Annotated in this window: 14 protein-coding genes, 1 tRNA gene and 1 pseudogene; 13 read left to right on the top strand and 3 right to left on the bottom strand. The window is 69.1% G+C overall.

What is annotated here, in order from left to right:
• Positions 1-53: 53 nt before the first annotated feature.
• The 12 genes and pseudogenes from O5M90_RS25665 to O5M90_RS25610 all read left to right on the top strand — a co-directional run bounded on the left by O5M90_RS25665 (position 54) and on the right by O5M90_RS25610 (position 12,360).
• Positions 54-2,219: a putative bifunctional diguanylate cyclase/phosphodiesterase gene (locus O5M90_RS25665; RefSeq protein ID WP_137943315.1), complete on the top strand. Its 2,166-nt coding sequence runs from the start codon at positions 54-56 to the stop codon at positions 2,217-2,219.
• A gap of 39 nt (positions 2,220-2,258) precedes the next feature.
• On the top strand, positions 2,259-2,915 hold the full coding sequence (locus O5M90_RS25660) for an aspartate/glutamate racemase family protein (RefSeq protein ID WP_269841038.1): 657 nt from the start codon (positions 2,259-2,261) through the stop codon (positions 2,913-2,915).
• Between the two features lie 28 nt (positions 2,916-2,943).
• A complete protein-coding gene (locus O5M90_RS25655; RefSeq protein ID WP_269841039.1) occupies positions 2,944-4,581 on the top strand; it encodes an ABC transporter substrate-binding protein in 1,638 nt (545 codons plus the stop codon).
• 10 nt (positions 4,582-4,591) lie between these two features.
• Complete coding sequence (locus O5M90_RS25650; protein WP_137943318.1) at positions 4,592-5,545, top strand: ABC transporter permease; 954 nt, start codon at positions 4,592-4,594, stop codon at positions 5,543-5,545.
• A 13-nt stretch (positions 5,546-5,558) separates the two neighbouring features.
• Positions 5,559-6,434 (top strand): ABC transporter permease, encoded by an 876-nt coding sequence (locus O5M90_RS25645; protein ID WP_440402440.1) that lies wholly within the window; start codon positions 5,559-5,561, stop codon positions 6,432-6,434.
• Positions 6,431-7,477 carry an ABC transporter ATP-binding protein gene (locus O5M90_RS25640; protein WP_262973901.1) on the top strand — a complete coding sequence of 349 codons (1,047 nt, stop codon included), beginning with the start codon at positions 6,431-6,433 and terminating at the stop codon, positions 7,475-7,477. Before O5M90_RS25645 ends, O5M90_RS25640 begins: the two co-directional genes overlap by 4 nt.
• A pseudogene (locus tag O5M90_RS25635) lies at positions 7,474-8,049 on the top strand (ATP-binding cassette domain-containing protein); the annotation flags it as partial. The gene O5M90_RS25640 and the pseudogene O5M90_RS25635, both read left to right, overlap by 4 nt.
• A gap of 123 nt (positions 8,050-8,172) precedes the next feature.
• Positions 8,173-8,490, top strand: a complete 318-nt coding sequence (locus O5M90_RS25630; RefSeq protein WP_440402528.1) for an oligopeptide/dipeptide ABC transporter ATP-binding protein — start codon at positions 8,173-8,175, stop codon at positions 8,488-8,490.
• Positions 8,490-9,665, top strand: coding sequence for an amidase (locus tag O5M90_RS25625; RefSeq protein WP_269841041.1), 1,176 nt, complete (start codon positions 8,490-8,492; stop codon positions 9,663-9,665). The genes O5M90_RS25630 and O5M90_RS25625 overlap by 1 nt, the downstream gene beginning before the upstream one ends.
• 442 nt (positions 9,666-10,107) lie before the next feature.
• Positions 10,108-11,202, top strand: a complete 1,095-nt coding sequence (locus O5M90_RS25620) for a patatin-like phospholipase family protein (protein ID WP_269841042.1) — start codon at positions 10,108-10,110, stop codon at positions 11,200-11,202.
• Positions 11,192-12,265, top strand: coding sequence for a L,D-transpeptidase family protein (locus tag O5M90_RS25615; protein ID WP_269841043.1), 1,074 nt, complete (start codon positions 11,192-11,194; stop codon positions 12,263-12,265). The genes O5M90_RS25620 and O5M90_RS25615 overlap by 11 nt, the downstream gene beginning before the upstream one ends.
• A 21-nt stretch (positions 12,266-12,286) precedes the next feature.
• Positions 12,287-12,360: transfer RNA gene (locus O5M90_RS25610), tRNA-Gly, on the top strand.
• 72 nt (positions 12,361-12,432) lie between these two features.
• On the opposite strand, the gene O5M90_RS25605 is transcribed toward O5M90_RS25610, so the two are convergent.
• On the bottom strand, positions 12,433-13,578 hold the full coding sequence (locus O5M90_RS25605) for a Fic family protein (RefSeq protein ID WP_440402439.1): 1,146 nt from the start codon (positions 13,576-13,578) through the stop codon (positions 12,433-12,435).
• 154 nt (positions 13,579-13,732) lie between these two features.
• Here O5M90_RS25605 and O5M90_RS25600 point away from each other — a divergent pair, with 154 nt between their 5' ends.
• Positions 13,733-15,127: a diguanylate cyclase domain-containing protein gene (locus O5M90_RS25600; RefSeq protein ID WP_269841046.1), complete on the top strand. Its 1,395-nt coding sequence runs from the start codon at positions 13,733-13,735 to the stop codon at positions 15,125-15,127.
• On the opposite strand, the gene O5M90_RS25595 is transcribed toward O5M90_RS25600, so the two are convergent.
• Both O5M90_RS25595 and O5M90_RS25590 read right to left on the bottom strand, forming a co-directional pair.
• The gene (locus O5M90_RS25595; protein WP_269841047.1) at positions 15,109-16,074 is read right to left on the bottom strand and encodes a diguanylate cyclase; all 966 of its coding nucleotides are present in this window, start codon (positions 16,072-16,074) and stop codon (positions 15,109-15,111) included. The genes O5M90_RS25600 and O5M90_RS25595 overlap by 19 nt on opposite strands.
• Positions 16,071-20,888: a PAS-domain containing protein gene (locus O5M90_RS25590; protein WP_440402438.1), complete on the bottom strand. Its 4,818-nt coding sequence runs from the start codon at positions 20,886-20,888 to the stop codon at positions 16,071-16,073. The genes O5M90_RS25595 and O5M90_RS25590 overlap by 4 nt, the downstream gene beginning before the upstream one ends.
• Positions 20,889-20,965: the final 77 nt, after the last annotated feature.

Here is a 20,965-nt window from a genome sequence, read left to right as displayed (position 1 = left end):
TGACTTATATTCAGACCAGGCGGCCAGCGTGGCCGCCACCGGTCCCCTCCCCCATGCCCTTGCTGACACCGCTTTACGATCCAGGCATCGTCCTTGCCTCCGTGCTGATCGCCTGCTTCGCGTCCTATGTGACCCTGGATCTGGCCAAACGGGTGCGCAGCACCGACGCTGCGGTCGCCCGCATCTGGTGGCTGGGCGGCTCGGTCGCAATGGGCTCGGGCATTTGGTCCATGCACTTCATCGGCATGCAGGCCTACACGCTGCCGATCGCGCTGGGCTATACCGGCCTGCTGACCCTGCTGTCCTGGGTGGCTGCCGTGGCGGCCTCGGCGGTGGCGCTGGGCCTGGCCAGCCAGGGTTCGCTGACGGCCGGCCGGCTGGGCGGCGGCGCCCTGGTGATGGGCGTGGGCATCTGCGCGATGCACTACACCGGCATGGCCGCGCTGGACATGGCACCGGGCATCGTCTGGAACCCGCTGCTGGTGGCCGCCTCGGCCGCGATCGCGGTGGGTGCCTCGGCCGTGGCCCTGCTGATCTTCTTCTGGCTGCGCGGCGTCAAGCCCCAGCATGGCCGGCGCTACCAGGCCCTGGCCGCGCTGGTGATGGGGCTGGCGATCAGCGGCATGCACTACACCGGCATGGCCGCCGCAGGCTTTCCCGAGGGCAGCGTCTGCCTCAGCGCCGACCAGCTGGACGGCACCGAGCTCGGCGAGCTGATCATGCTGGCCTCGCTGGCCCTGCTGGCGATGACCTTGCTGACCTCCAGCCTGGACGCGCGCATGCAAGGCAAGACCGCCGCGCTGGCTGCCTCGCTGCAGGACGCCAACAGCCAGCTGCAATCGGCCAACCAGGAGCTGCAAAAGCGCGCCTTCCTCGACCCGCTGACCGGGCTGCCGAACCGCCTGCTGTTCGAGGACCGGCTCGGCCATGCGCTGGCGATGCTGGAGCGCGGCGGTGAGCGCAGCAGCCGCCAGATCAAGCGCCTGGCCGTGCTCTTCGTCGATCTGGACGGCTTCAAGCCGGTCAACGACTCCTATGGCCACGCCGCCGGCGACGCGCTGCTGCAGGAGGTGGCGCAGCGCCTGCTGGCCGTGGCGCGCGACAGCGACACCGTGGCGCGGCTGGGCGGCGACGAGTTCGTGCTGCTGCTCGAAGACGTGGCCGACGTGGCCGACAGCGCGGCGCTGGCGCACCGCCTGGTGCAGTCGCTGACCCAGGCCTTCACGATAGGCGGGCGCAAGCTGCATGTGGCGGCCTCGGTGGGCATCGCCGTCTACCCCGAGCATGGCCCGGGCGACAAGCTGATGGGCCATGCCGACGCCGCGATGTATGCGGCCAAACGCAATGGCGGCAACACCTATGCGGTGTTCGAGAGCCATATGGATGCCGGCGCGGCCGAGCAGCTGAGCCTGCAGCACGCGCTGCGCCAGGCCCTGGCCGAGGGCCAGATCAGCCTGCACTACCAGCCCAAGTTCGACGGCCAGCGCGGCCTGCTGCGCGGCGTCGAGGCCTTGCTGCGCTGGCAGCACCCGGAGCGCGGCATGATCCCGCCCGATGTCTTCATCCCGATTGCCGAGCGCTTCGGCCTGATCAACGAGCTCGGTGGCTGGGTCATCAACGAGGCCTGCCGCCAGATGCAGGCCTGGGAGCAGGATGGCCTGCGCATCCGCGTCGCGATCAATCTCTCGGTCCACCAGCTGCGCCAGGGCGACCTGGTCGCGCGCATCGAGCAGGCGCTGAGCCGCCACCGGGTCGCGCCGGAGCGCCTGCTCTGCGAGATCACCGAATCGGTGGCGATGGAAGACATCAGCGCCACCCAGGCCGCCTTCGAGGGTCTGTCACGCATCGGCGTGTTCCTGTCCATCGACGACTTCGGCACCGGCTACTCCAGCCTCAGCTATCTGCGCCAATTACCGGCTCGCCAGCTGAAGATCGACCGCGGCTTCATCCAGGACCTGGAAACCAGCGCCGATGCGCGCGCCGTGGTCGACGCGGTGGTCAAGCTGGCCCATGCGCTGGACCTCAGCGTGGTGGCTGAGGGCGTCGAGACCGCCGGCCAGCGCGATGTGCTGCTGGCGCTGGGCTGCGATGAGCTGCAGGGCTATTTCTTCGCCCGCCCGATGTCGGCGGCGGCCCTGCAGGACTGGGCGGCCGGCCAGCGGCCGGCGGGGGCGGCCGAGTTCGCTCCCTCGGCCTTCGTCGACCTGCCGCCACGCTGACGCTCCGAGGCGGGCACAGGAGTTGCAGCGGCCAAGGCCATGAGCCTGCTGCTGCTGATCAACCCCAACACCAGCGAGGCGGTGACCCGCCAACTGGCGCAGGCCGCCGCCCCGCTGACGCCCATCGGGGGCCAGGTGTTGACGCGCACCGCCCGCTTCGGCCTGCGCTATATCAGCAGCGAGTACGGCCTGGCCCTGGCCAGCCATGCGGTGCTGGACGCCTACGACACCGCACTATCGGAGGGAGCGAGCCCCAATGTGGTGCTGCTCGGCTGTTTCGGTGACCCGGGGCTGCTGGCGCTGCGCGAGCGCGCCCGCGTGCCGGTCTGTGCATTGGCCGAGGCCTCGATGCGTGAGGCCGCCGCACGTGGCCGCTACGCCATCGTCACCGGCGGCGCCGCCTGGGTGCCCATGCTCAGGCGGCTGGCCTGGAGCCTGGATCTGCTCGATCCGCTGGCCGGCATCGTCAGCGTCGCGCCGACCGGCGCCGAGCTGGCCGCCGATCCCGAAATGGCCGGCCGCGTGCTGCGCGAGGCCTGCCAGCAGGCGGCCGCACTGCCCGGGGTGGCCAGCATCATCGTCGGCGGTGCGGCGCTGGCCGGCTGGGCCGCGCGGCTGCAGCCGGAAATTGCGCTGCCGCTGCTGGACAGCGTCGACTGCGGATTGCGCAGCGCCTGGCACATGACTTGCGTCTGAGCCTGCAAACAACCCACGAGGAGCCCCGATGAAGCGTCCCCATCTCGTTTTTGCGCTGGCCGCCCTGGCCCTCGCCAGCAGCGCCTTGGCCCAGGAAAAAACCTTGCGCATCGCAATGACCGCGGCCGACATCCCGCGCACCTTGGGCCAGCCCGACCAGGGCTTCGAGGGCAACCGCTTCACCGGCATCCCGATGTATGACGCGCTGACCCACTGGGACCTGTCCAAGGCCGATGCCGCCAGCGTACTGATCCCGGGCCTGGCCACCAGTTGGACGGTCGACGCCAAGGACAAGACCAAATGGGTGTTCAAGCTGCGCCCGGGCGTCAAGTTCCATGACGGCTCGGCCTTCAATGCCGACGCGGTGGTCTGGAATGTCCGCAAGGTGCTGGACAAGGACGCGCCGCATTTCGACGCCAGCCAGGTCGGCGTCACCGCCTCGCGCATGCCCACGCTGCGTAGCGCCCGCAAGATCGATGAGCTGACGGTCGAGCTGACGACCAGCGAGCCCGACTCCTTCCTGCCGCTGAACCTGACCAATCTCTTCATGGCCTCGCCCGCGCACTGGGAGGCCAAGCTGAAGGCCGTGCCGGCCGGCGTGACCGATGCCGCCGAGCGCAGCAAGCAGGCCTGGACCGCGTTTGCCGCCGACGCCTCGGGCTCCGGCCCCTTCAAGATGAGCCGCTTCGTCGCCCGCGAGCGCCTGGAGATGGTGGCGAACAAGGGCTACTGGGATGCCAAGCGCGTGCCCAAGATCGACAAGGTCGTGATGCTGCCTATGCCCGAGGCCAATGCGCGCACCGCCGCGCTGCTGTCGGGCCAGGTCGACTGGATCGAGGCCCCCTCGCCCGACGCAATGGCCCAGATCACCCAGCGCGGCCACAAGATCTACAGCAATGCCCAGCCCCATGTCTGGCCCTGGCAGCTGTCCTTCGCCGAGGGCTCGCCCTGGCTGGACAAGCGCGTGCGCCAGGCCGCCAATCTCTGCGTCGACCGCGAGGGCCTGAAGACCTTTCTGGGCGGCATGATGGCCATCCCCAAGGGCACGGTGCCGCCGGGCCACCCTTGGTGGGGCAATCCGAAGTTCGACATCAAGTACGACGTCAAGGCCGCCCAGGCGCTGATGGCGCAGGCCGGCTTCTCCGCCGCCAAGCCGGTCAAGGTCAAGGTGCAGATCTCGGCCTCGGGCTCGGGCCAGATGCAGCCGCTGCCGATGAACGAGTTCGTCCAGCAGTCGCTGAAACAGTGCTTTTTCGATGTCGACTTCGACGTGATCGAATGGAACACGCTGTTCACCAACTGGCGCAAGGGCGCCAAGGACCCCTCGGCCAATGGCGCGCACGCCACCAATGTCAGCTTCGCCGCGATGGACCCCTTCTTCGCAATGGTGCGTTTCTCTAGCACCAAGACCTTCCCGCCGGTCTCCAACAACTGGGGCTATTACGGCAATGCCGAGGTCGACAAGCTGATCGCCGACGCCCGCACCGCCTTCGACGACAAGGCCCGCGACGCCGCGCTGGCCAAGCTGCATGCCCGCATCGTCGAGGACGCCGCCTTTGTGTGGATCGCCCATGATGTCGGCCCGCGAGCGATGAGCGCCAAGGTCAAGGGCGTCGTGCAGCCGCGCAGCTGGTTCATCGACATCGCGCCGATGAGCATCGACTGAGCGCCACGCGATGCTGCTCTACCTGCTGCGGCGCATCGTCTACGCCCTGCCCATCATGGCGGGCGTGGCCCTGGTGTGCTTCATGCTCGTGCATCTGTCGCCCGGCGATCCGCTGGTGTCCATCCTGCCGCCGGACGCCTCGGCCGATCTGCAGGAACAGCTGCGCGAGCTCTACGGCTTCAACCGCAGCTATCCCGAGCAGTTCTTTGCCTGGGTCTGGCGGGCGCTGCAGGGCGATCTGGGCACCAGCATCGCCAGCGGCCGGCCGGTGGCCGCCGAGGTGATCAAGGCGGTCGGCAACACGCTGCGGCTGGCGGTGCTGGCGACGCTGATCGGCTTCGTCCTCGGCGCCTTCTTCGGTTTCGTCGCCGGCTACTTCCGCGGCAGCTGGCTGGACCGGCTGGCATCGATGCTCAGCGTGCTGGGCGTCAGCGTGCCGCACTACTGGCTGGGCATGGTGATGGTGATCGTGTTCGCCGCCACCTTGAACTGGCTGCCCGCGACCGGTGCCGGCCCCGATGGCTCGGGCACCTGGGCCTGGGACTGGGCCCACTTCCAGTACATGCTGCTGCCGGCGCTGACGATGTCGGTGATCCCGATGGGCATCATCGCCCGCACGGTGCGGGCCCTGGTGGCCGACATCCTGTCGCAGGAGTTCGTCGTCGGCCTGCGCGCCAAGGGCCTGACCGATCTGGGCATCTTCCGCCACGTGGTCAAGAACGCCGCGCCGACCGCGCTGGCCGTGATGGGCCTGCAGTTGGGCTATCTGCTGGGCGGCTCCATCCTGATCGAGACGGTGTTCTCCTGGCCCGGCACCGGCTTTCTCTTGAACTCCGCCATTTTCCAGCGCGACCTGCCGCTGCTGCAGGGCACGATCCTGGTGCTGGCGCTGTTCTTCGTGCTGCTCAATCTGGTGGTCGATGTCATGCAGACGATGCTCGACCCCCGCATCGCGAGATCCTGACATGGCAGCCGTGATGACTAGCCCTCTCGCTGAGCCCGCGCCGCTGCGCTCGCCCGGCTACTGGCAGGGCGTGCTCGCGCGCCTGCTGCGCGATCCGGTGGCCGTCGGTGCCGGCCTGGTCGTGCTGGCGCTGCTGGCGCTGGCGGTCTTCGGCCCCTGGCTAGCGCCTGCCGATCCCTATGCCGCCTCGATGATGAAGCGCCTGAAGCCCATTGGCACCGAGGGCCTGCCGCTGGGCAGCGACGAGCTGGGCCGCGACATGCTGTCGCGGCTGATCGTCGGCGCCCGGCTGTCGCTGTTCATGGGCCTGACGCCTGTGCTGTTCGCCTTTGTGATCGGCACCGTGATCGGCATCGTCGCCGGCTATGCGGGCGGGCTGACCAACACGTTGATCATGCGCACGGTCGATGTGTTCTACGCCTTCCCCTCGGTGCTGCTGGCGATCGCGCTGTCCGGCGCCCTGGGCGCCGGCATCACCAACTCGCTGATCTCGCTGACCATCGTCTTCATCCCGCAGATCGTGCGGGTGGCCGAGAGCGTCACCACCCAGGTGCGTGGGCGCGACTATGTGGAGGCGGCGCGCGCCTCCGGCGCCGGCGCCTTCACCATCGTGCGCGTGCATGTGCTGGGCAATGTGCTGTCGCCGATCTTCGTCTACGCCACTGGCCTGATCGCGGTCTCGATGATCCTGGCCTCCGGTCTGTCCTTCCTGGGCCTGGGCGTGAAGCCGCCCGAGCCCGAGTGGGGCCTGATGCTGAACACCTTGCGCACTGCCATCTATGTCCAGCCCTGGATCGCCGCCCTGCCCGGCGTGATGATCTTCATCACCTCGATCGCCTTCAACCTGCTGTCCGACGGCTTGCGCAGCGCGATGGAGATCAAGCAATGAGTGCGGTACTCGAAGAGCTTTTCTCCCCGCTTGAAGATGTCGGCGGCCCGGCCCAGCCGCTGTTGACGATCAAGGGACTGAGCAAGCACTTCCCGCTAAAAAAGGATCCGCTGGGCCGCGGCGGCGGCGTGGTTCGTGCGGTCGACGGCGTCGACTTCAGCGTGCTCAAGGGCGAGACCTTGGGCGTGGTCGGCGAATCGGGCTGCGGCAAGAGCACGACCGCACGGCTGCTGATGCAGCTGATCAACCCGAGCGCCGGCGAGGTGGTCTTCGACGGCCGCAGCGTCGGCAGCCGCGCGCTGCCGCTGAAGGAGTTCCGCCGCCAGGTGCAGATGGTGTTCCAGGACAGCTATGCCTCGCTGAACCCGCGGCTGACGATCGAGGACTCGATCGCCTTCGCACCCCAGGTGCACGGCGTGCCCAAGCGCGAGGCGCGTGCGCGCTCGCATGACCTGCTGGCCCGCGTCGGTCTGGAGCCGGCCCGCTTCGCCGGCCGCTATCCGCATGAGCTGTCCGGCGGCCAGCGTCAGCGCGTCAATATCGCGCGTGCGCTGGCGCTGCAGCCGCGCCTGGTGATACTGGACGAGGCCGTCTCGGCGCTGGACAAATCGGTCGAGGCCCAGGTGCTGAACCTGCTGCTGGACCTGAAGGCCGAGTTCGGCCTGACCTATGTCTTCATCAGCCACGACCTGGGCGTCGTGCGCTTCATCAGCGATAGGGTGATGGTGATGTATCTGGGCCAGGTGGCCGAGATCGGGCCCTCCGAGGCCTTGTTCGAGACACCGGCCCATCCCTACACCAAAGCCCTGCTGTCCTCGATGCCGGCGATGGACCCGGACATGCGCACCGAAGAGGCGCCGCTGGCTGGCGACCCGCCCAACCCGATCAACCCGCCCAGCGGCTGCCGCTTTCATCCGCGCTGCGCCCAGGCCGCGCCCATCTGTTCCCAGCGTGTGCCCTTGCCCACGGCCGCCGGCACCGATCACATCGTCGCCTGCCTGATGCACGAGCGCGGCAGCGGCCATCCGGAGGCCGCCGCATGAAGGCAGGCAAGCAAGAGCCTATGGTGCTGCTGAAGAACCTCAGCGTCACCTTCACCGGCGGCAAGAAGCCGGTGAAAGCGGTCAGCGGCGTCAGCCTGGAGCTGCAGCGCGGCGAGGTGCTGGCGCTGATCGGCGAGTCGGGCTCGGGCAAGAGCGTCACGATGCGCAGCCTGCTGCGTCTGCACCCCGAGAAGCGCAGCCGCATCGAGGGCCAGATGCAGGTCGGCGGGCGCGATGTGTTGGCGATGTCGGCGCGCGAGCTGGCCGACTACCGCGGCAAGGTCGCCTCGATGATCTTCCAGGAGCCGCTGCTGGCGCTGGACCCGGTCTACACGGTGGGCGCGCAGATCAAGGAGGCGATCCGCCGCCATGAGAGCGGCGTCGGCGAGGCCGAGGCCCAGGCCCGCGCGCTGGCACTGTTCGAGCGAGTGCGCATCCCTAGCCCCGAGCGGCGTCTGGACGCTTACGCGCACGAGATGTCCGGCGGCATGCGCCAACGCGCGATGATCGCGCTGGCGCTGGCCTGCCGGCCCCAGTTGCTGCTGGCCGACGAGCCGACCACCGCGCTGGACGCCACGGTGCAGATCCAGGTGTTGCTGCTGCTGCGCGAGCTGCAGCGCGAGCTGGGCCTGTCGGTGCTCTTCGTCACCCACGATATCGGCGCGGCGGTCGAGGTGGCGGACCGCATCGCGGTGATGTATGCCGGCTGCATCGTCGAGGAAGGCACGGTGCGCGAGATCATGCGTGCGCCGCGCCATCCCTACACGCTGGCGCTGCTGAAGAGCCGTGCGCATGGTGCGCTGGCCCGTGTTGGCAATGACCGCGCAAGACTTGACACTATCGCCGGCAGCCCGCCAGACTTGGCGAATCTGCCGCCCGGCTGTGCCTTCGCCGACCGCTGCGCTCGTGCCAACGAGACCTGCCGGCGCCTGCAACCCGAGCCGGTGGTGTTCTCGGTCGGCCATCTGGCCCGCTGCCACCATATCGAAACCGCCACCACCGCGCTCGCCTGATGACGACTGTTCACGACCCGGCCCACGCTTTCGTTCCCTACCCCGACGCCCCCGTTCCCCACGCCGCCACCGGCCCTCTGGCCGGCCTGACCTTCGCGGTCAAGGATCTGTTCGACGTGGCCGGCTACCCGACCGGCGGCGGCAACCCCATCGTGCTGGCCCGCTCCGGCATCAAGAGCCGCACCGCGCCCACCGTGCAGAAGCTGCTGGACGCCGGCGCCCGCTTTGTCGGCAAGACCGTCACCGACGAGTTGGCCTTCTCGATGAACGGCAACAACGCCCATTTCGGCGCACCGATCAACGGCGCGGCGCCCGAGCGCATCAGCGGCGGCTCCTCCTCCGGCTCGGCCTCGGCGGTCTCGAACGGCTTGTGCGATTTCGCGCTGGGCACCGACACCGGCGGCTCGGTGCGCGCGCCGGCCAGCCACTGCGGCCTCTACGGCCTGCGCCCCAGCCACGGCCGTATCAGCCTCGAAGGCGCGCTGGACCTGGCGCCCAGCCTCGACACCTGCGGCTTCTTCGCACGCGACGCCGCTGTGATGAGCCGGGTCGCCGATGTGCTGCTGGGGCAAGACATGGCCCCCACACCGACGCGCCTGCTGTGGCCGCACGAGCTCTGGGGCCTGCTGTCCACCGAGGTGGCCGAGGCCACCGCCGGCGCCTCGGCCCAGGTCCAGGCCCGGCTGGGCGAGGCCGCGCCGGTGGCCGTCGTGCTGGACAGCCTGGAGACCATGTACTGGCAGTTCCGCTACATCCAGGGCCGCGAGGCCTGGCTGGTGGATGGCCCGCTGATCGAGCGCTATGCGCCGCCGCTGGGCCCGGGCGTGGCCGAGCGCTTTGCCTGGTCTCGCCAAGTGAGCGATGCCCAGGTCGCCGGCGCCCGCGCCTTCCGCGACGCCTTCCGTGCCCACATGGCCGCCCTGCTGGGCAGCGACGGCGTGCTGCTGATGCCGACCATGCCGGACATCGCACCGCTGCGCAACGCCGCCGAGAGCACGCTGGAGGACTACCGCAACCGCAGCATCCAGATGCTGTGCATCGCCGGCCTGTCCGGCTTGCCGCAGCTGAGCCTGCCCCTGCTCAAGCGCGACGGTGCGCCGCTGGGGCTGTCGCTGCTCGGCCCGCCGGGCAGTGATCGAGGACTTGTTGCGTTGGCGGAGAAGTTGGCTGAGTAGCTGCGCGGAAGCGGCGGCTCAGCGCATGACGGTGATGGCAATGGAAGCGACACATCAAGGCCAGCCCCGAGGTCATGCCGCACAATTCAACTCCAATCTCTCAGTTGAATTGCTATGAAGCTTTGGCGCGGCCAGCCCGATCATGACCATTGGCGCAAGCCTACTACCCTGAAGGAGCGTGCTTACTTCTTGTGGGGCATGAGTGCGGTTGCTTTGGCCATGGGCTTGTCCAGTCTTGACAGTCCCAACAGCCCGCCCTTCACCGGCAAGTGGAGCTGGGTATACGCGTGGGCCTATGCAACGTTTGGTTCGACAGGTCCCGGCATCGCATGGCTGGGCTTGGCCGCCTTACTTGCGGTAGGCGGTACGTTCGCATGGTTGCGCAAATGACCCTGGCGACCTTGGCACAAGACAAGGCGATCTCGGCGGCTATCCTCACCCCATGAGCAAACCGGCAAGCGCAGCAAGCATCCCCCGCCCTCCTGGTCAGTTGGTGCTGGTCCTGCAAGGCGGCGGTGCGCTGGGCGCCTATCAGCTGGGCGTCTACGAGGCCTTGCATGAGGCCGGGCTGGAGCCCGACTGGGTGGTGGGCACCTCGATAGGCGCGATCAACGGCGCGCTGATCGCCGGCAATGCGCCCGAGCTGCGGCTGCAGCGTCTGTGCGAGTTCTGGGACCTGGTCGGCCAGCCGGCGCCCTGGGGGCCGGCCTGGAACAATCTGGCGACCGTAAGCCGGGGCATCCCGGGCTTCTTCGAGCCCGGCCCCGGCAGCCTTTACGGCCCGCAGACCCGGCTCGGGCTGGAGCGCGCCGCCTACTACAGCACCTCGCCGCTGCAGCAGACCCTGGCCCGGCTGCTGGACTTCGAGCGCCTGCAGCAAGCCGCGCCGACCCGGCTGACGGTGGGCTGCGTCAGCGCCCGCAGCGGCCAGATGCATTATTTCGACAGCCGCAACCAGGCGCTGGATGCCCGCCACATCATGGCCTCCGGCGCGCTGCCGCCGGCCTTCCCGGCGGTGCGCATCGATGACGATGAGCCCTTCTGGGATGGCGGCATCTACTCCAACACGCCGCTGGAATGCGTGCTCGACGACAACCCGCGGCGCGATTCGACGATCTTCTCCATCCACCTCTGGAATCCCGAAGGTCCCGAGCCCGAGAGCATCTGGGAGGTCGGCAACCGCCAGAAAGACATCCAGTACGCCAGCCGCATCGACGCGGCGCTGGCCCGCCAGCAGCAGATCCACCACCTGCGCCACATCATCCGCGAGCTGGGCCGCCAGCTGCCGGCCGAGCAGCGCCGCAGCCCCGCCGTGCGCGAGCTGACGGCCTGGGGCTGTGGTACGCAGATGCATGTGCTGCGCCTGCTGGCGCCACGCCTGGCCGGCGAGGACCAGACCAAGGACATGGACTTCAGCCGCGCCAGCATCGAGGCGCGCCGCGCGGCCGGCCTGGCCGATACCCGAGCCGCCATCGCGGCCCGGCCCTGGACCGCAGCGGTCGATCCGACCGAGGGCGTGCATGTGCATGATTGCTGAACCGAAACCCGATCCGAAACTTGAACCGAGGCGTCCGACGGCTCGGTGCCGGCTGCGCAGCACCGCCGCCGCCTTGCTGCTGGGCATGGCGCTGGCGGCCGGCGCGGAGGTGCCGTTCTGGGGCGAACGCAAGACCCAGGCCGTCGATCTGGCGCCCGACCAGCTCGCGCACGGGCAATGGGTCTGGAGCCCGCAGCTGGCGCCCAGCGGGCCGGTGCTGGTCTTCGTCGATCTGCAGGCGCAGCTCGCCTATGTCTATCGCAACGCGCTGCTGATCGGCTACAGCACCATCAGCAGCGGCAGAAAAGGCTTCGAGACGCCGACCGGCGTGTTCCATACCCTGCAGAAGGACAGGCATCACCGCTCCTCGATCTACAACAGCGCGCCCATGCCCTACACCCAGCGCCTGACCTGGGGCGGCATCGCCCTGCATGCCGGCGGGCTGCCGGGCTACCCCTCGTCCCATGGCTGCGTGCACCTGCCCTCGGCCTTTGCCGAGCAGCTATTCGAGGCCAGCCCGATGGGCATGACGGTGGTGGTCGCCAAGGGCGCGGGCATACCGCCGTCCGGCCCTGTGGTGCCCTTGTTGACGACGCTGGACGCCAAGACCGGCGAGCCGCTGGCGCAGCCGCGCCTGCCCGCCGGCGACGCCTATCGCGTCATGCCCGGCCCCTCCGAGCCGCAAGCGCCTTTGGCCCTGGTCGTCAGTCTGGCCGATGCCCGCTTGCTGGTGCTGCGCGCCGGTGTCGAGATCGCCCGCTCCCGCATCGCCACGACAGCGCTGCCCAAGGTGGCCGGCACCCACGCCTATGTGGCCCTGCGCGACGCCGCGGAGCCCTCGCTGCGCTGGGTCGGCCTGGCCGTCCCCGGCCATGCCGACGCGGCCGGCAGCGTCATCGATGCGCAGACCCTGGCCGCCGCCCAGCTGCCCGCCGAGTTCCTGGCCCAGATCCAGCCGATGCTGCATGAAGGCACAACCCTGGTCGTCACCGATGCACCGGTGCTGGCACAAACCACCGGCGTCATGCTGACGGTGCTGAGCAACCAGCCGCCCATGCATTGAGACGCTAGAATGCGCGCCAGTGCGGGTGTAGTTCAATGGTAGAACTTCTGCTTCCCAAGCAGATAGCGTGGGTTCGATTCCCATCACCCGCTCCACATCTGCGCAAGTGACTGTTTCCTGAACGAAGTCAGTACTGAGGCTGCCGACCATGCAGGGCATGGCCGCCGTCAGAGTGCCAGCAGCGTGATGTAGGGCTGATAGCTGTAGCTGCGGTTCTTCTTCTGGCCGGTCAGTTCGATCACGATGCCCAAGCCCTGTAGCACCTGGACCGCCGCGTTGGCCGTCGGGAAGCTGGTTTCAAGGCGACGACGGACGTGCTCGACGGTGAAGCGCGGCATCATCGGCAGCATCTCGAACAAGCGGTAGCTGGCAGGGCCTGCCTTGGGCGATGCGAGCAGGCGGCGTCGATCGGCGGCCACGAGGCTGGCGATCGCCACAATGCCACGCTCGGCCTGTGTGGCAGCGGCCTCCACCCCCTGCAGGAAGAAAGCCACCCAGCCCTCCCAATCCCCGTCCGTGCGCACAGCCGACAAACGGCGGTAGTACTCGGCCTGGTGCTGTTTCAGGTAGCCGCTGACATACATCAGCGGCTCGGGCAGCAGGGCCCAGTGCTCCAGCAAGGCGGCGATCAGCAGACGGCCAATACGGCCATTGCCATCCAGAAATGGGTGGATGGTCTCGAACTGTGCGTGGGCCAGAGCGATCCTCACCAGGGGGGGCAAGGTAGGCGCGGACTCATGGATGAAGCGCTCCAGATCACCGAGCAAGCCGCTCACCTGCTCGGGCGGTGGCGGCACGAAGGCGGCATTGCCGGGCCGTGTGCCGCCGATCCAGTTCTGGGATCGGCGCAACTCTCCCGGCTGCTTGCCGGCGCCGCGCACGCCGTCCAGCAGCAGCCGATGGGCATCGCACAGCAGGCGCACGCTGATGGGCAGGCCTCGCCGCGCTCGCAGGTTCTCCTGCACGAGCTTGAAGGCCCGCAGGTAGTTGGTGACCTCTTCCACATCTTCGGTGTTGCTGACCGCAAAGCCTGCTTCACCGTCGAACAGATCGGTCAGCGTGGCCTGTGTGCCCTCGATCTGGGAGGTCAGCAGCGCTTCCTTGCGGATGGCGCTGTAAAGCAGCCAGTCGACCGAGGGCACCAGCCCCGATACGCCCGACAGCCGGGCCAGCGCCAGCTCGGCCGCATGATTCAAGGCCGCGCACGAGTCCGCCGCCAAGGCCGGACCGCTGGGCGGCAGGGCATGCGGCACAAAGGCCCGGACGGTTTCGCCCAGTGTGGTGGAACTCGCGTAGGTGCCTGTGCTGCGCATCGTGAGCTGGTATGAAAGCTAGCTTGAGTTAGCAAGCGGTCTATTAAAGCATTCTTTAATAAATCCACTCAGCGAGAAAGCACGCATTCCAGCACGGCGGCTTCCTCAAGCCCGCTTAATATCGCTCCCATCCCGACCCGCGCGGAGCGCTTCCATGTCCCTGCCCCTGCCCGCCCAAGAACTCGAACGGCTGAAGGACTTGCAGGCGCTGGCCTTGCTGGACAGCCCGCGGGATCCGGCCTTCGATGATCTGGTGAGCCTGGCGGCGGAGTGGTGCGAGGTGCCGATTGCAGCGATCAGCCTGATCGATGCGAACCGGCAGTGGTTCAAGGCCCGCTGCGGGCTGGACACCAGCGAGACACCGCGCGAGCAGTCCTTCTGCACCCATGCCATCCTGAAACCCGATGAGCTGATGCAGGTGCCCAACGCGCTGCTGGACCCACGCTTCGTCAACAACCCGCTGGTCACCGGCGAGCTGGGGGTGCGTTTTTATGCCGGCGCGCCGCTGGTCACCGGCGAGGGCCATGCGCTGGGCGCGCTGTGCGTGATCGATACGAAACCGCGCGAGCTGACCGACTCGCAGCGGCGCGCGCTGACCGTGCTGGCCCGCCAGGTCGGCGTGCTGATCGAGCTGCGCCGCAAGCGCGCGCAGCTGGAGCAGCAGCAGGCCTCACTGCGCGCCAGCGAGGCGCGGCTGCGCGGCATTACCGACAATGTGCCGGCCCTGATCGCCTATGTGGACAGTGAGCAGCGATTGCAGTTCTGCAACCGCGTCGCGCTGGACTGGGGCCAGCTCCCGGCCGAGCAGGTGCTGGGCCGGCCGCTCGAGTCCTTGCTGGGCGCCACCGAGTACGCCAGCCACCGTGAGCACGTGCTGGCCGCGCTGGCCGGGCAGCGGCGCGAGTTCGGGCTGTGGAGCGCCAAGCCGGGCGAGCCGCGCTTTCTGCAGTTCGGCTATGTGCCCGACTGCTGCGACAAGGGCACGGTGCAGGGATTCTTCGTGCTGGCCAGCGATCTGACGGTGATGAAGAACCTGGAGATCCAGCTGGCCTCGGAGGCCCGTTTCGATGCGCTGACCGGCCTGCCGAACCGGCGCCATTTCCACGAGCAGCTAGACCAGGGCCTGCTGCGTGCGCAGCGCCATGGCACCCGCCTGGCGCTGGGCTTCATGGATCTGGACGGCTTCAAGAAGATCAACGATCAGCACGGCCATGCCGTCGGGGATGCGGTGCTCAAGGAGTTCGGCCGACGCCTGCGCGCCAGCGTCAGGCAGACCGATTTTGTCGCCCGCCTGGCCGGCGATGAGTTCACCGTGCTGCTGGAGGATGTGCAGCAGGCCCATGAGCTGGAGCCGCTGGCGCAGAAGATCCTCGCCGCGATCCGCCCGCTGTTCGAGCTGGACGGCGGCCTGCAGCTGGCGGTGCGCAGCAGCCTGGGCTTGGCGTTGGCCGAGCCCGGCGATCGCGCCACCGCGCTGGTGGAGCGGGCCGACGCCGCGATGTACCGCGCCAAATCACAGGGCCGTGATGCTTATGTGATCGCGGCCTGAAGCGCAGCCGCGCTGACCCGTGCGCGGCCCTGGGCCTTGGCCTGGTAGAGCTGGCGATCGGCCGCTTGCAGCATCGCGGCGACGCTGTGGCTCGCACCCGGCACTCCGCAGACCAGACCCAGGCTGATCGTGACGACCTCGGCCACCTCGGAGCCCGCATGCGGGCTGCGCAGCCCGCGCACCGCCGCCTCCAGCGCCTCGGCCACACGCAGCGCCCCCTCCATCTCGGTCTCGGGCAGCAGCACCGCGAATTCCTCGCCGCCGTAGCGGCACAGCAGGTCGCCGGGACGCTTGAGTGCGCCGCGCAGCGCCACCGCGACACCGCGCAAGGCGTCGTCGCCGGCCAGATGGCCGTAGTGGTCGTTGTAGCGCTTGAAGAAGTCCACATCGATCATCAGCAAGGCCAGGCTGCTGGCATTGCGCTGCGCGCGCTGAAACTCGGCCTCCAGGCGCTCGTCGAAGAAACGCCGGTTGTGCAGCCCGGTCAGCCCGTCGACAAAGGCCAGCTGGCGCAGCAGGTCGGACTGCAGCTTCAGCGTCAGATGGGTGCGCACGCGCGCCCGCACCACGGCTGGATTGAAGGGCTTGGTGATGAAGTCCACCGCCCCGCATTCCAGGCCGCGGGTCTCGGCCTCGGCCTCTTGGTGGGCGGTCACGAAGATCACCGGCATATCGCGCAGCAGCTCGTCCGCCTTGAGCCGGCGGCATAGTTCGTAGCCATCCATCTCAGGCATCTGCACATCGAGCAGCAGCAGATCAGGCAGCTGCTCGCGGCACAGCTGCAGGGCCTGGGCGCCGCTGGTGGCCATCAGCACCTGGCAATCGGCGGCAAACACCTGGTGCAGCACCTGGATATTGATGGGTTGGTCGTCCACCAGCAGCAGACGCGGGCGCCGGCCGAGCAACTGGTGCAGGCCGTGCGGGTCCGGGCTGTCTCGCTCGGTCATGGATGGGTCTCCGACATCATGGCTTCGCAGTATTGCAGAGCGCGGCCGAAGTCCAGCTGCGCCATCGCCTCGTCCAGCGCCTCGAAGTGCTCCGGCGGCAGGCTGGCCCCGTGCTCACGGCGCAGACGCTCCAGCGCATCGAGCGCCGCCATGTCCGAGCGGCCGAGCAGCTGGGCCAGCAGGCCCAGCGCTTGCTGGCGCTGAGATGCATCGACCGGCGCCGCACCCGCAGACACGGCAGGCGCTTCGTCCAGTGCCTGGACCAGGTCCGACAAGGCCTGCAGATCGGTAGCGATCTGCTGCTCCAGCGCCGCGACGGCCGCCGGCATCAGCCCCCCCCCGCTCTTGAGCCCCTGCTCCAGCGCGCCGGCACGTGACGCCAGCGCGTTCGCGCCCAGGGTTGCGGCCAGACCCTTGAAGCCATGCAACGCAGCTGCCGCCTCGGCCCACAGCTGATCCACCAGATGGGCCCGCAGCTGCGCCGGCAGGGCCTCGGCCTGGCCGCTGAAGGAGCGCAGCATGCGCCGGTACAAGGCCGTCTTGCCCATCATGCGCTGCAGTGCGCCCTGCGGGTCCAGGCCCGGCGCGGTGCTGGCCGGCGCGGCGCGCCAGGCGGTGCCGCCGTGCAGCAGGGCAACCAGCGCGTCCAGATCAAAAGGCTTGCCGACATGGGCATTCATGCCCGCCTCCAGACAGGCCAGCCGGTCCTCGGGCATGGCATTGGCCGTCATCGCGATGATGGGCAACTCGCTCAAGCCCAGCTCGCTGCGGATCAGCCGGGTGGCGCTCAGCCCGTCCAGGACCGGCATCTGCACATCCATCAGCACTGCGTCCCAGTGGGGATCGACCGCCAGCAGGTCCAGCGCGAGCCGGCCGTTGCCGGCCAGCGTGACACTGGCGCCCTCGTCCTGCAGCAGCTCCTGCGCGATCTGCTGGTTGTTAGGGTTGTCCTCGACCACCAGCAGCCGCATGCCGTCAAGCCGGCGCTGCACCGGCCGAGCGTCCGAGGCGTCCACGGCGGCCGGCGCCTGAGCCAGCGGCAGGCTCAAGGTGAAGAAGAAGCGACTGCCCTGTCCCGGCGCGCTGTTCAGGCCCAGCTCGCCGCCCATCAGCCGCACCAGGCGCTGGCTGATCGCCAGGCCCAGCCCGCTGCCGCCAAAGCGCCGCGTCGTCGAGGCCTCGGCCTGGCTGAAGCCGCTGAAGATATGGCTTTGCTGATCGGCGGCGATGCCGATGCCGCTGTCCTGCACCTCGAATTCGATCTCGACCTGCTGCCCCTGCCCCTGCCGAAGCAGCTGGCGGCAGCGCAGCGCGACCCGCACCTCGCCGCGCTCGGTGAACTTGACCGCGTTGCCGCCCAGATTGATCAGCACCTGCTGCAGCCGCAGCGCATCACCCCACAGCCATGGCGGCAGGGCCGGGTCGAGCTCGAAGACCAGGGCCAGTGCCTTGTCGCCGATATTGGCCCGCAGTATCACCGCCAGCTCATCGACCAGCACCCGGGGGCTGAAGGCAAACGGGTCCAGGTCCAGTTTGCCGGCCTCGACCTTGGAGAAGTCCAGGATGTCGTTGAGCAGGCGCAAGAGCGAGCGCGCCGCGCCCTCGCTCTTGCCCAGATAGTCGCGCTGGCGCTCGTCCAGCGGCGTGCGCTGCAGCAACCTGAGCATCCCCAGCACCGCATTCATCGGCGTGCGGATCTCATGGCTCATATTGGCCAGGAACTGGCTCTTGGCCAGGCTGGCCTGCTCGGCCACCTCGGTGGCGCGCTGCGCCTCGGCCTGGGCCTCCTGCTGGCGCGCCTGCAGGCGCTTGCGCTCGGTGATGTCGATGAACACGCCCAGATAACCGTAGCGGCTGCCGTCGCGGCCGCGCAACTCGGTGACCACGCGCAAGGCCTCCATAGGCTGGCCATCACGGCGCAGATAGCAGCTCTCGATCTCGCGGTTCAGCTCGGTGGGGTGGACCAGGGCCTCGAAGCCGCCGATACGCTCGCCGGTCTGGCGGAACACGCGCTCGCTGGCCTCGATCAGATCCGATGCCGAGCTGAAGTCGGCGGCCGTGCAGCGCCCGACCACATCCTCGGCCGGCCAGCCCAGCATCTGCTCGGCGCCACGGTTGAACAGCGTGATCACGCGGTCCTCGCCGGTGGCCACCAGGCCCACCTTGGTGCTGGAATCCAGCACCGCATTGAGCAGGGCCACGGTGCGCGCCTGCTCCTGCGCGGCGCGGCGCTGCTCGCTGACATCGGCATAGGTGGACACAAAACCCAGGCCCGGCACCGGCGCACTGCGGATCTCCAGGCACAGGCCATCGCGCCGCCAGCGCTCCCAGTAATGCGGCTCGCGCAACGCCGCCTCGACGCGGGCCCAGGTCTGGGCCAGCGCCTGCTCCAGCGAGACATCACCATAGTCGCCATGCGGCCAGCGCGAGCGCACCGTGTCCTCCACCGTCACCGTGCCGGCGTCGAAGAAGCCGGGGCCGAACTGGTAGAGCTGCTCATACATGCTGTTGCGCAGCAACAGCCGGCCGCGCGGGTCGATCACCGTCAGCCCGCAGGGCAGGTGCTCCAGCACCACGCGGAGCAGCTCGGCGCTGCGGCGCTGCTCGGCCTCCAGGCGCTTGCGCTCGCTGACATCCACATAGGTGGTCACCAGGCCGCCGTCGGGCATGGGCGCGCCGCGGATTTCCAGCGTCGTGCCGTCCGGCCGGATGCGTTCGAACTGGTGCGGCCCGCCCTGGCGGGCGCGCGCGACGATGCGCTCCAGCTGCTCGGACGGGTCCTCATCAGCCTCGGCCTGGTACTCGCCGCGCTCGATGTTGTAGCGGATGAAGTCCTCGAAGCGGGTGTCGCCAGGCTGGCCGAACGCGGGCGGGAAATCCAGCAGGCGCAAGAAGGCCTCGTTATGAGCCACCAGTCGAAACTCGGCATCGAACACGCTCAGGCCGCAGGGCAGACTGTCCAGCACGCTGCGCAGCAAGGCATGGCTGCGCTGGGTCGATTCCTCCAGCGCGCGGCGCTCGCTGACATCGATATGCATGCCGGCCATCCAGTGCGGCCGGCCGTCGGCGGCGCGCGCGATCACCCGGCCGCGCGACTGCACCCAGACCCAGTGGCCCTCGCGGTGGCGCATGCGGAACTCGGCCTGGTAGTCGGGTGTGTCGCCCTGCAGATGGGCATGCAGGGCCAGCTCGGCGCCGGGCAGGTCCTCGGGATGAACCAGGCCGGACCAGGTCTGCATGCCCAGCGGCTGCAGCTGCTCGCGCGTGAGGCCCAGCATGCCGGCCCAGCGCTCGTTGATGCGCAGCTCGCCGTCGATCAGGTCCAGCTCCCAGGTGCCGGCATGGGTGCCGGCGATGATATTGGCCAGGCGCTCGCGCTCCAGCGCCAGCGCCTGGGCAGCCTGCTTGCGCTCGGTAATGTCCAGCGCGATCTCGATGAAACCGCTCAGCCGCCCCTGCTCGTCGCGCACCGGCTGCACCTCGGTGTCGACCCAGTAGAGGCTGCCGTCCTTGCGCCGGTTCAGGATCTCGACCCGGCAGCCCTGGCCCTCTGCCGCCGCCTGAGCCAGCGTCTGCAGCACGGCCGGATCGGCCAGGCCGCTGCCCAGCAGTTCGCCGGGCGTGCGGCCCAGCGCCTCGGCGCTGCTGTAGCCGGTGACCCGGCCAAAGCCCTCGTTGACCCAGCTGATGCGCAGCTGCGCATCGGTGGCCAGCACGCTATTGGTCGTGCCCCGCGCGACGACGGCCAGCCGTTCCAGATCGCCGGTCATCGCCTCGGCCAGCGCCTGGGCCCGGGCGCGGCCCGAGGCCAGCAGATAGACCACCCCGGCCAGCGCCGCGCTGAGCAGCAGCCCGCCGGCACCGACCCAGACCGGCTCGTTGCGAGCCTGGCCACGCTCCAGACCGGGCAGGCTGTCCAAGCGCAGCCAGAAGCGGCGGCCGCCGAACTCCAGCGCGCGCAGCGCGCTGAAGCGCGGCTCGCCCGCCACCCCGCTGCCGAACACCAGATGGTCCGCCTGCGCCGCCGCGCCCTCATAGATGCGCAGCGCCAGGCGGCCGTCGCCGGCCGCGGCCAGATCGGCGAACAGCTCGCGCGCCACCAGCGGCGCATAGACCAGGCCGCGCAAGGTGTCGCGGCGCTGCTGCGGCGTCTGCGGGTCGGTGCCCTTGCGGTAGATCGGCAGCATCAGCAGAAAGCCCGGGGTCTGCTGCTCGTCCTGCACCAGCGTGACGCGGCCGGTCAGCGCGAAATCGCCGCTGACGATGGCACGCTCGATCGCCTCGCGCCGGACCTCCTCGCTGCCCAGATCCAGGCCCCAGGCATTGCGGTTGTCGCGCAAGGGCTCGATGTATTTGATGATGTAGTGCGGCTGCACCGGCCCCAGGCGCTTGACGTCGAAATCGAACGCACCCTCGCCCTGCAGCTCGGCCGCCAGCGCCGGCAGCGCCGCGGCCTGGACCGGCTCGATGAAGCCGAAACCGCGCACGCCCGGAAACTCGCGCACCATCCGGCGCGACTCCACATAGGCACGAAACTCATTGAGTTGCACATCGCGGCTGGCGGCAAACAGGCCGCGCCCGCCATGCAGGCCGTAGATGGGCAGATTGAGCCGGCGCTGCAGCTCGCGCTGGACCCGCTCGCCCAGCAGCTCGAACTCGCGGCCGGCCTGGCTGCGCTCCTCGGCGCGGAGCCAGGCCGTGGCGGCCAGGGTCAGCAGCAGCCCGGTCAGCAACACCCCCATGGCCAGCGCTCGGGCCGACCAGCCGCCTTGCGGCCTGCGGCGCCAGCGTGACGGCGCCTCTTGCTCCTGCATGCCCCACCTCGCCATCTCGTTCCTGCGTTGCAAGCCAGTCTATCCCGGCGGTGGAATCCCCAGCAGCATCTGCGAGC

Origin of the sequence: Paucibacter sp. M5-1 (assembly GCF_027498415.2) — a bacterium.
Lineage (GTDB): Bacteria > Pseudomonadota > Gammaproteobacteria > Burkholderiales > Burkholderiaceae_C > Roseateles_E.
The sequence above is the reverse complement of the archived record's forward strand: the minus strand, read 5'-3'. Positions and strand labels throughout refer to the sequence as shown.

What these genes read in the sequence shown, in the direction of transcription:
- O5M90_RS25665 (WP_137943315.1), top strand. Translation starts at nt 54, where the DNA reads ATGCCCTTGCTGACACCGCTTTACGATCCAGGCATCGTCCTTGCCTCC.
- O5M90_RS25660 (WP_269841038.1), top strand. Translation starts at nt 2,259, where the DNA reads ATGAGCCTGCTGCTGCTGATCAACCCCAACACCAGCGAGGCGGTGACC.
- O5M90_RS25655 (WP_269841039.1), top strand. Translation starts at nt 2,944, where the DNA reads ATGAAGCGTCCCCATCTCGTTTTTGCGCTGGCCGCCCTGGCCCTCGCC.
- O5M90_RS25650 (WP_137943318.1), top strand. Translation starts at nt 4,592, where the DNA reads ATGCTGCTCTACCTGCTGCGGCGCATCGTCTACGCCCTGCCCATCATG.
- O5M90_RS25645 (WP_440402440.1), top strand. Translation starts at nt 5,559, where the DNA reads ATGACTAGCCCTCTCGCTGAGCCCGCGCCGCTGCGCTCGCCCGGCTAC.
- O5M90_RS25640 (WP_262973901.1), top strand. Translation starts at nt 6,431, where the DNA reads ATGAGTGCGGTACTCGAAGAGCTTTTCTCCCCGCTTGAAGATGTCGGC.
- O5M90_RS25630 (WP_440402528.1), top strand. Translation starts at nt 8,173, where the DNA reads ATGTATGCCGGCTGCATCGTCGAGGAAGGCACGGTGCGCGAGATCATG.
- O5M90_RS25625 (WP_269841041.1), top strand. Translation starts at nt 8,490, where the DNA reads ATGACGACTGTTCACGACCCGGCCCACGCTTTCGTTCCCTACCCCGAC.
- O5M90_RS25620 (WP_269841042.1), top strand. Translation starts at nt 10,108, where the DNA reads ATGAGCAAACCGGCAAGCGCAGCAAGCATCCCCCGCCCTCCTGGTCAG.
- O5M90_RS25615 (WP_269841043.1), top strand. Translation starts at nt 11,192, where the DNA reads ATGATTGCTGAACCGAAACCCGATCCGAAACTTGAACCGAGGCGTCCG.
- O5M90_RS25605 (WP_440402439.1), bottom strand. Translation starts at nt 13,578, where the DNA reads ATGCGCAGCACAGGCACCTACGCGAGTTCCACCACACTGGGCGAAACC.
- O5M90_RS25600 (WP_269841046.1), top strand. Translation starts at nt 13,733, where the DNA reads ATGTCCCTGCCCCTGCCCGCCCAAGAACTCGAACGGCTGAAGGACTTG.
- O5M90_RS25595 (WP_269841047.1), bottom strand. Translation starts at nt 16,074, where the DNA reads ATGACCGAGCGAGACAGCCCGGACCCGCACGGCCTGCACCAGTTGCTC.
- O5M90_RS25590 (WP_440402438.1), bottom strand. Translation starts at nt 20,888, where the DNA reads ATGCAGGAGCAAGAGGCGCCGTCACGCTGGCGCCGCAGGCCGCAAGGC.